Raw genomic sequence first — 8,979 nt, 5'->3', positions numbered from 1 at the left:
AAATAAGTCGGAGAAGCAAATTTACGACTAACTTTAACAGGCATCCTAGTGATTTTAAAACTAAAAAAAACTCTTTTCACTAAATTTTGCCTTTTGCGATCTGATTTTATTAATAAAATTGGAAATTGGATAAATAGTAACTAACAGTAAATCATAAATTCTTTTTAGATAAGTCATCCCTAAGACAGTAGTTTTTTACTCTAGATTTTAGATATTGATTGTTAGGAATTCTAAATCTTGTCAGCATCTGCAAAATTAAAAATCTTCAAACATTCACTACTGAATCTTATTTTTACCAATTTTCTAAGTAATCACGACACTGATACCCCAAGGAAAAAGCGATGTCTGCCTTACCTCTTAATAGCCAGAATCTACCTTACCCTGATCCTTTGCACCCAATTATCGTTCACTTTGTGATTGCGATGGTGTTTTTTTCTTTTTTGTGTGATGTGGTGGGGTATTTCACCCGCAACGTGCGTTTGTTTGAGGTGAGTTTCTGGAATATGTTTGTTGCTGCGATCGCCATTTTTCTAGCGGTGATCTTTGGTCAGTTTGAAGCAGGTTTGGCGAACATCTACAAAGCTGTTCAGCCAACGTTGAATTATCATACTGTGTTGGGTTGGTCACTGGCGGCGATTGTTGCTGCGATCGCAGCATGGCGTTTTGTGATTCGCAACCGCAACCCCCGAAAAGTACCACCTGCTTACTTAGGTGCTGCAACATTGTTAGTATGCCTAGTATTTTTACAAGTGTATTTGGGGAGTAAACTGTTTTGGGTATATGGGTTGCACGTAGAGCCTGTAGTTCAAGCTATGAAACAGGGAGTTTCACCATGAACTCGCAACTGATTGAGCAGTTGAGATTACGGCTGGGTGCTAACGGATTACCCTACGAGATTCCTCTACATCCGCAGTTGGTGCATCTAACGCTGGGTTTATTGATCATTGCCATCATTTTTGATCTAGCAGGAGCGCTGTTTGCTTTAGAAAAACCAATTTTTAAATTTTTGGGATTGACTGCTATCCGTTCTGGCTTTTTTGATGTCGGCTGGTACAACCTTATAGGAGCAGCAGCTATCACGTTTTTCACGGTTGCTGCTGGTTTTTTTGAGCTACTGTTGGCAAATCCACCAGTTGATCAAAAGAGTGCTTGGGGATTAAGTGCTGGTTGGACGATGCTTTTACATGGTTTGGGTGGTGTTTTGCTGTTGGGGATCATTGTAGGCATGACTGTATGGAGAGGTTTGCAACGCTACCACTGGCGTAAGGATGCTTCCAGACAGGTGCAGTGGAGTTACTTGTTAGCAGGCATTGCGATAATGGGGATATTATTCGTCCACGGAACTTTGGGGGCGCAATTGGGAGAGGAATTTGGGATTCATGTTAATGCCGCTAATACCATTGTCAAAAATATTTACAACAAATAATTAAACGAGAATTTCTCAAATTTTATGTTTACTATTTTTGAATATATATTAATAGCTTTTTATGTAGCAGTGCTGCTCGTCCTCAGTCGGTGGATTGGGCAGCAGGCGTTTTCTTGGATGCCTCCCCAAGCTACAGCAGAAGCACAACGGGTAGATGATTTATTTAGCTTTTTAGTCTCAATTGGAGCATTCATCTTCCTTGGGCTAGTTGGCGTTATAGTGTATGCGATCGTCTTCCATCGCGCCCCCCCAGAAGACTACAGCGAGGGACACCCTTCTAGAGGTAATGCAAGGCTAGAAATATTGTGGACAGCAACCCCGACTTTGTTAGTAGTGTGGATTGCTTTGCAAAGCTTCAATATTTATCAGCAATTAGATATTCTGGGTTTAAAGCAAATTGTGCATTTGCACACACCCTTAGAATCTGCACCCGCCTACGCCGCAAACGTCAGTGATGTCCCCAAACCTGCGTCTGAAACTATTGATGTTTTCGTTAAGCAGTGGGATTGGTCTTTTCGTTATCCAAATAATGTTACTAGTAATCAACTGCATCTGCCGATCAATCGCAGCACTCGCTTAAATCTGCAAGCGCAAGATGTGATCCACGGTTTCTACGTCCCTGAGTTTCGCTTAAAGCAGGATATTATTCCAGGGCGCAAGATTGATCTTGTGCTAACACCCATTCGCGCAGGCAAATATCGGCTGAAAGATTCTCAATTTAGCGGTACTTACTTTTCCTTAATGGAAACGGATGTATACGTTGAATCCCTTGATAAATATAATCAATGGCTGACGCAAACTGCTACTAACGAACAAACCCCAGTAAATCAGGCAGTTGCCGAAAATATCAAACCACCGAAAACATTGTTTAATAGCGGCTGGTATACTGTCACACCTGCTCAACCTGCCGTAGCGAATCAAAGGAAGATAAATAATGACACATGATTTGAGTGAAGCTATAGCCAACGATAGAGAACATCAAAATGACTGGCGGGAATATTTCAGCTTCAACACCGATCATAAGGTGATTGGAGTTCAGTACATGGTGATGACCTTCATTTTCTTCTTGATTGGCGGGCTGTTAGCGATGCTCATCCGGGCTGAGTTGCTCACCCCAGAATCGAATTTGGTTGATCGCCCTCTTTACAATGGTTTGTTCACCATGCACGGGACAATCATGATTTTCCTGTGGATTATTCCCTTCAATGCAGGTCTTTCTAACTACTTAGTGCCGCTAATGATTGGAGCGCGGGATATGTCTTTTCCCTTGCTCAACGCTATTTCATTTTGGATTCTGCCACCAGCTGGTCTTTTACTACTATCTAGTTTCTTTGTACCAAACGGGACTGCACAAGCTGGGTGGTGGTCTTATCCACCAGTTAGTTTGCAAGTTCCAGGGGATCAGTTGATTAACGGTGAATTCATTTGGATAGTTAGCCTAGTCCTGATAGGCATCTCTTCAATCATGGGGGCTGTCAACTTTGTGACAACCATCTTTTGGATGCGATCGCCAGGGATGACGTTTTTTCGGATGCCTGTGTTTGTTTGGTCGGTTCTCAGTGCCCAGTTATTGCAACTAATTAATTTGCCTGCCTTGACGGCTGCATTGATCCTGCTGTTGTTTGACCTCTCGTTCGGTACACAATTTTTTAAACCGGATGCAAATGGCGATCCGATCATTTACCAACACCTATTCTGGTTCTACTCCCACCCAGCAGTTTATATTATGGCACTACCAGCCTTCGGTATTTTTGCGGAGGTTTTGCCTGCATTTTCTCGCAATCCCCTATTTGGTTATCGGTCAGTTGCGATCGCTACTTTAGGTATTGCTTTCATCAGCATCTTTGTTTGGGTACATCACATGTTCACCAGTGCTACCCCTGGTTGGATGCGGATGACCTTCATGGCTACCTCAATGTTAGTTGCCATACCCACTGGTATTAAAGCCTTCGCTTGGACTGCCACCATCTGGAGGAGCAAGCTACATCTAGAGACACCAATGCTGTTTGCAATGGGAGGTGCAGCTATGTTTATTTTTGGTGGTGTTACTGGTGTAATGCTTGCTGCCACGCCGTTTGATATCCACGTTAATAATACTTACTTTGTTGTGGGACACTTCCACTACATCGTTTTTAACACGATCACAATGGCAATCTTCGCGGCAATTTACTACTGGTTTCCCAAGATCACTGGAAGAATGTATGCCGAGGGTTGGGGTAAGTTGCATTTTTGGCTGACCTTTATTCCTGCCAATATTACCTTCTTCTCCATGCACCCATTAGGTTTACAAGGGATGCTACGCCGAGTTTCTTCCTACGATCCACAGTATCAGGGATGGAACATCATCGCTAGCTTGGGGTCATTCTTGCTAGGAGCATCGACGCTGCCTTTTATTGCTAACATAGTAGGCTCTTGGCTTTATGGGCCGAGAGCGGTCAACAATCCTTGGCACGCTACTGGGTTGGAATGGACAACCTCTTCACCACCTCCGCGAGATAACTTTGAGGAGATTCCAACTGTCACAAGACCTCCTTATGACTACGGCAATCCAATATACTCAGTAATCGAAAGTTCTGATCACAGTGAGTAAGGAGTCAGACCAATTTTAATAACGAATTACTAATTACTAATTATGCAACGTCGCACTACTCATATAGATGAAAGTCCTATCCGTTTTGATTTGTGGCGGCGACGCTTGCCAAATTGGTTACAGCGCTTTCTACCAAGTGGTGGCGGTACTCATGAAGATCATCATGGTAAGGGGATGTTCGGATTTACCGTGTTCCTGCTGTCTGAGAGCATCATCTTTTTGAGTTTTATCTTTACATACATTGCTCTGCGATTGACTACTAATAACTGGCTACCACCCGGTATTTCTGGGCCAAAATTGTCTACACTTGTGGTTATTAACACAGTAGTATTACTTTCTAGCAGCTTTGTGATTCAACCAGCAGAAAATGCCCTCAAGCGTAATCAACTCAAGAAATTTCGCTGGCTATGGTTGATAACGATCGCAATGGGAAGCTACTTCTTAGTTGGTCTATTAATTGAGTGGAAAAATCTCGATTTCAAGCTGACTACAGGGTTAGTTGGTTCTACATTTTATTTACTAACAGGCTTCCACGGTCTACACGTTCTGGCTGGTGTTGTGCTTCAGATAATTATGCTGATTCGCTCATTCATTCCAGGCAACTATAATAAGACTCACTTCGGAACGAGTGCGACTACTCTGTTTTGGCACTTTGTTGATGTAGTTTGGGTCTTTCTTTTCTCGCTTATCTACCTTTGGCGGGCATAAAAACATTCAGAAATTCCAAGTGTTTTAAGGAGTAATTTGATGAATTTATTCTTGCAAGAAATACCAGCCTCAGAACTCGCCCCAAAAACAATTCAGGAAACTCCAGCACCAGGTCAAGATCCACTAATTGCACGCGGGTTACAAAAAGAGCAATGTATTGGCATTATTGGGCTAGCGATCGCTCTGATTGCTGCTGTAGGATTTTTTAGTCAGAGAGTTGAATATGCGATTGCGTTCGCTCTTATTCTCAGCGTCATTTTCATTGCTTTGTTTTTATTGGTATAGCAAATCAGTCATTAGTCTTTTGTAAATACAATTGACCAATATACTTCTGGCAAAAATCCTGATTATACACTCTTGATCAAGAGTTTGGAGAGTATTTTATGAACAGTCCAGTTTATCAAACTGTGATTATCGGCGGTGGTTTTACCGGGCTATTTACAGCCTTACACCTAGCTCACGAACACTATCCTCGCTCTGTTATCTTGATTGATAAAGACGAGCGCTTTTGCTTTAAGCCGCTATTATATGAATATTTCGATAACGAAATGGATACCTTTCAAGTAGTACCACGTTTTTCGGAATTACTTAAAGGTAGTGGTGTCATCTTTGTTCAAGATGCAGTGCAATCGATAGACTTACATCAACGGGAAGTTAAATTAGCTTCGGGAAACTCCTACAATTACAGCAACTTAGTATTAGCCTTGGGCAGTGTCACTGGCTATCATCAAGTTGAAGGTGCGAATGTTAATGCCTTTCCTTTCTGGACGCAAGCAGATGCGATCGCTCTTGACCGTCATTTACGTGATTGTTTGCAAAAAGCCGTCCAAACGGAAGATGTAGAACAACGCCGAAAACTATTAACAGTAGTCGTAGTTGGTGGTGGTGCAAGTGGTGTAGAAATGGCGGCTACTCTAGCGGATTTTCTACCACATTGGTATAGCGCTTTAGGTGGCAATTCAAGTGAAATTCGCGTGGTATTGCTCAATCATGGTCAAAAAATCCTCGATGGTGATATTAACGATCCACTGCGCCCAATTGCTGAAAAAGAATTACAAAAACGCACTATCCCAATTGAAATCCTTACGGGAGCAGAAGCCACAGCTATTCACCCGAATGCAATTGAATATCAGAGCCATAATCAAGTTAACACACTGCCAACATACACCACAATTTGGACAACTGGCACTTCCACTCATCCACTGATTCAAGACTTACCAATTCCTAAAGAGCATCGGGATCATCAGAACCGTCTCCTAGTCACTCCTACGATGCAATTGCTCGACTTTCCAGAAGTTTTTGCCGGCGGTGATTGTGCAGTAGTTAAAGATAATTCATTACCACATACAGCCCAAGTTGCTTATCAACAAGGAGCTAATATTGCTCATAATTTGAAAGCGATCGCTTTAGGAGAAGAACTCAAACCTGCTAAAGTTAACATCCGTGGAACCTTATTAAAGTTGGGGATAAATAATGCTGCTGCTAACTTGTTCAATGTTTTTGAAGTTGCAGGCGAATCTGCACACTTAATCCGTCAAGGCACTTATTTAACACTCTTACCAACACCAATTCATGACTTTAAAGCAACAACCGAATGGGTGGATGAAGAGATTTTTCATCACCACCTCGACCCTCACGATGTAGGTAAAAAAGTGGTGCAAGCGGTGGAATTAGTTAGTGCGGGAGTTGTAGGCGTTTTAGCTGCGAGAAAATTATTAAAAATATTGGGAGATGAGGAGAAAAGTAAATAAAGAGTGGGGAGTGAGAAAAAACTTTCACTTAGACCTAATTTCCTTTAACAGAACGTTAATTGTAAGTACAGAGGCTGTTGAATATGTCTAGTCAAACCGATATACAAGTACAAACAATTAGAACTATTGGCTTAACAATGATAAACTGCGTAGGCGTAGCCGGTCGTAGACATCGCTCTTTGGATTTCTATACACAAGCACTCTTGTTTGAACTCGTTTCTGATTAGGACTTACGCAATAACTCTCTGAAACTCTGATTCCTTTGTGTCCTTTGCGCGGCAGTTGCTTCAAGTCGGGGAACCGCAAGGGCGCACTGCCTTGCCTTTGCGGTTCGTTTTTCCATTATTTTGCGTAAGTCCTGCTGATATTACTTTTGAAGGACAGCATTACAGTCAATAGGGTTCGAGATAAGATCCCCCCGCCTGTGGCGACCCCCGATAAATTGGTGGTAAGGGACTTCCAAATAAAAAAATATCCCCTGCCCTTAAAGCGATGGGATATTTTTTAAATTGGAAGTCCCTAGTGCGTAAGTCCTATTAGTTTGACTTAGTTTGAAAAATAACTGGGGTAATTTATCATGCCTAGATTTTCAGTCTGCGGATAATTTACGCGAACACTTCTTTTTGTCCAAAGTCTAAAACTAAAATAATTCTGAAATTTAAAATTCTTAACTGTTTTTTGGTTGAAATTCAAACCTTTATACTAGCGTTGCAAAAACCAGCGCTGCTCTGGTAAAAGTGCAGAAGGCAAATAATTCAGCAACAAAAGATAACCCTATTCAAATGGCGACATTTCCAATGCAAGATTATTATACTGTCTGTGCGATATCGCGTCTCGTATCGAAACATTGAATAAAAGCTCGCACAAAAGTCTAAGCTTAGGCACTCATTTATGAGTAAAAAAGCCCACACTATACAAGGCAAGCTCCAAGTCAGTGTGGGTAGTTCACAAAGTCTAAATATTTTTTGAGAGGGCGAGTTAAGATACCCACCCTAAGAAAATAAATATTTTGGCGTTGCAGAACAGTGGCATGAATTGGGGGAACTAGGGGAAGGAGAAGGGGAATTTTGGAAGTTGCTAAATCATCCCGTTTTCTCTGCAACGGCAATATTTTTAGTCCGTCAAATGTAGGTCTACAAAACCTTACACTGCCCATGATGCCTTAACAAATGGTCACACAGCACCAACGCCACCATTGCCTCAACCATTGGAACTGCACGCGGTAATACACAAGGATCGTGGCGTCCTTTGGCTGCTAGGAGCGTTTCTTCGCCTTCACGAGTTACAGTTTTCTGCTCTTTTCTAATTGTTGCTGTCGGCTTAAATGCAACTCGCAAAATGATATTTTCTCCGTTGGAAATTCCCCCTTGAATACCACCAGAACGGTTTGTTAATGTGCGGATTTCACCACTTTGATCAATATAAAATTCGTCGTTATGCTCAATTCCCGTTAGCAGGGTTCCCCCAAAACCGGAACCAATTTCAAAGCCTTTGCTAGCAGGAAGAGACATGACACCTTTAGCGATATCAGCTTCTAATTTATCAAAGACTGGTTCGCCCAAACCTTTCGGCACATTTCGCGCCACACATTCTACTACACCGCCGATAGAATCTCCAAGTCTACCAACTTGCTCAATTAATTCAATCATGCGATCGCCGCATTCAGCATCGGGACAACGAACAATATTGCTTTCCACTTGTTCTAAGGTGACAGTATTTGGATCAACTACACCTTCCAAGTCTTTGATGCGCTTAACGTAAGCGATAACTTCGATATTGGCGACTTGACGAAGAATTTTTTTAGCGATCGCACCTGCTGCTACTCTTCCAATTGTCTCACGCGCTGAGGATCTACCCCCACCTTGCCAATTACGAATGCCATATTTGGCATCATAAGTTGCATCGGCATGAGAAGGCCGATATTTCTCGGACATCTCGTCGTAGTCTTGGGGACGAGTGTCTTTGTTCCTCACCAAAATTGATATAGGCGTTCCCAGAGTTTTGCCTTCAAATACCCCTGATAAAATCTCACAGGTATCCGCTTCTTTGCGAGGCGTCGTAATTTTACTTTGTCCGGGACGCCTTCTATCTAGTTCTACTTGAATTTCTTCTGCCGAAATTTCTAGTTGAGGAGGACAACCATCAATCACAACCCCCACACCGCCGCCGTGAGACTCGCCAAAAGTACTAATGCGAAATAGATGACCAAAAATATTGCCCATGATTTTGAGGAAAAAGGTGAGGCTTATGTATTCTACCTAGACTTATTGAAAAAGTTAATGTCCAAAAGGTTAGCCAAAATTTATAATATTTTTGACTTAACAAAACTCACAAAAACAAAAAGCGCCCTCCCAGATTGGAAAGGCGCTTTTTGCTAATAGTTAAACTTCAGAATTAACCGTTGATAGCAGGAGCAGTCAGAGCCACAGGAGCAAGATCACCAGCAGCCAAATCTAAGGGGAAGTTGTGAGCGTTACGCTCGTGCATTACTTCCATACCCAGGT

General features: G+C 42.2%; 8 protein-coding genes and 1 pseudogene. 7 read left to right on the top strand and 2 right to left on the bottom strand.

The genetic code is table 11. The features are described 5' to 3' along the window. Nucleotides 1-341 precede the first annotated feature (341 nt). The 7 genes from ACFFAP_RS31810 to ACFFAP_RS31780 all read left to right on the top strand — a co-directional run bounded on the left by ACFFAP_RS31810 (nucleotide 342) and on the right by ACFFAP_RS31780 (nucleotide 6,475). Nucleotides 342-836 (top strand): DUF2231 domain-containing protein, encoded by a 495-nt coding sequence (locus ACFFAP_RS31810; protein ID WP_375514955.1) that lies wholly within the window; start codon nucleotides 342-344, stop codon nucleotides 834-836. After that, a complete protein-coding gene (locus ACFFAP_RS31805; protein WP_375514954.1) occupies nucleotides 833-1,426 on the top strand; it encodes a DUF2231 domain-containing protein in 594 nt (197 codons plus the stop codon). Before ACFFAP_RS31810 ends, ACFFAP_RS31805 begins: the two co-directional genes overlap by 4 nt. 24 nt (nucleotides 1,427-1,450) lie before the next feature. Next, entirely contained in the window at nucleotides 1,451-2,371 is a 921-nt protein-coding gene (locus tag ACFFAP_RS31800; protein ID WP_375514953.1) for a cytochrome c oxidase subunit II, read from the top strand. Then, complete coding sequence (locus ACFFAP_RS31795) at nucleotides 2,361-4,016, top strand: cbb3-type cytochrome c oxidase subunit I (protein WP_375514952.1); 1,656 nt, start codon at nucleotides 2,361-2,363, stop codon at nucleotides 4,014-4,016. Before ACFFAP_RS31800 ends, ACFFAP_RS31795 begins: the two co-directional genes overlap by 11 nt. Nucleotides 4,017-4,058: 42 nt before the next feature. After that, nucleotides 4,059-4,724, top strand: a complete 666-nt coding sequence (locus ACFFAP_RS31790; RefSeq protein ID WP_375514951.1) for a heme-copper oxidase subunit III — start codon at nucleotides 4,059-4,061, stop codon at nucleotides 4,722-4,724. Nucleotides 4,725-4,763: 39 nt separating this feature from the next. Further along, nucleotides 4,764-5,009, top strand: a complete 246-nt coding sequence (locus tag ACFFAP_RS31785) for a hypothetical protein (protein ID WP_375514950.1) — start codon at nucleotides 4,764-4,766, stop codon at nucleotides 5,007-5,009. A gap of 98 nt (nucleotides 5,010-5,107) precedes the next feature. Further along, a complete protein-coding gene (locus ACFFAP_RS31780) occupies nucleotides 5,108-6,475 on the top strand; it encodes an NAD(P)/FAD-dependent oxidoreductase (RefSeq protein ID WP_375514949.1) in 1,368 nt (455 codons plus the stop codon). A 1,133-nt stretch (nucleotides 6,476-7,608) separates the two neighbouring features. On the opposite strand, the gene aroC is transcribed toward ACFFAP_RS31780, so the two are convergent. After that, a complete protein-coding gene (gene aroC / locus ACFFAP_RS31775) occupies nucleotides 7,609-8,697 on the bottom strand; it encodes a chorismate synthase (RefSeq protein ID WP_375514948.1) in 1,089 nt (362 codons plus the stop codon). 172 nt (nucleotides 8,698-8,869) lie between these two features. After that, a pseudogene (locus ACFFAP_RS31770) lies at nucleotides 8,870-8,979 on the bottom strand (photosystem II protein D1); the annotation flags it as partial.

The organism is uncultured Nostoc sp. (genome assembly GCF_964245575.1).
Lineage (GTDB): Bacteria > Cyanobacteriota > Cyanobacteriia > Cyanobacteriales > Nostocaceae > Nostoc.
The sequence above is the reverse complement of the archived record's forward strand: the minus strand, read 5'-3'. Positions and strand labels throughout refer to the sequence as shown.

Bases quoted from the DNA above. Each gene is read 5' to 3' on its own strand.
- ACFFAP_RS31790 (WP_375514951.1), top strand. From the start codon at position 4,059: ATGCAACGTCGCACTACTCATATAGATGAAAGTCCTATCCGTTTTGAT.
- ACFFAP_RS31785 (WP_375514950.1), top strand. From the start codon at position 4,764: ATGAATTTATTCTTGCAAGAAATACCAGCCTCAGAACTCGCCCCAAAA.
- aroC (WP_375514948.1), bottom strand. From the start codon at position 8,697: ATGGGCAATATTTTTGGTCATCTATTTCGCATTAGTACTTTTGGCGAG.
- ACFFAP_RS31800 (WP_375514953.1), top strand. From the start codon at position 1,451: ATGTTTACTATTTTTGAATATATATTAATAGCTTTTTATGTAGCAGTG.
- ACFFAP_RS31805 (WP_375514954.1), top strand. From the start codon at position 833: ATGAACTCGCAACTGATTGAGCAGTTGAGATTACGGCTGGGTGCTAAC.
- ACFFAP_RS31795 (WP_375514952.1), top strand. From the start codon at position 2,361: ATGACACATGATTTGAGTGAAGCTATAGCCAACGATAGAGAACATCAA.
- ACFFAP_RS31780 (WP_375514949.1), top strand. From the start codon at position 5,108: ATGAACAGTCCAGTTTATCAAACTGTGATTATCGGCGGTGGTTTTACC.
- ACFFAP_RS31810 (WP_375514955.1), top strand. From the start codon at position 342: ATGTCTGCCTTACCTCTTAATAGCCAGAATCTACCTTACCCTGATCCT.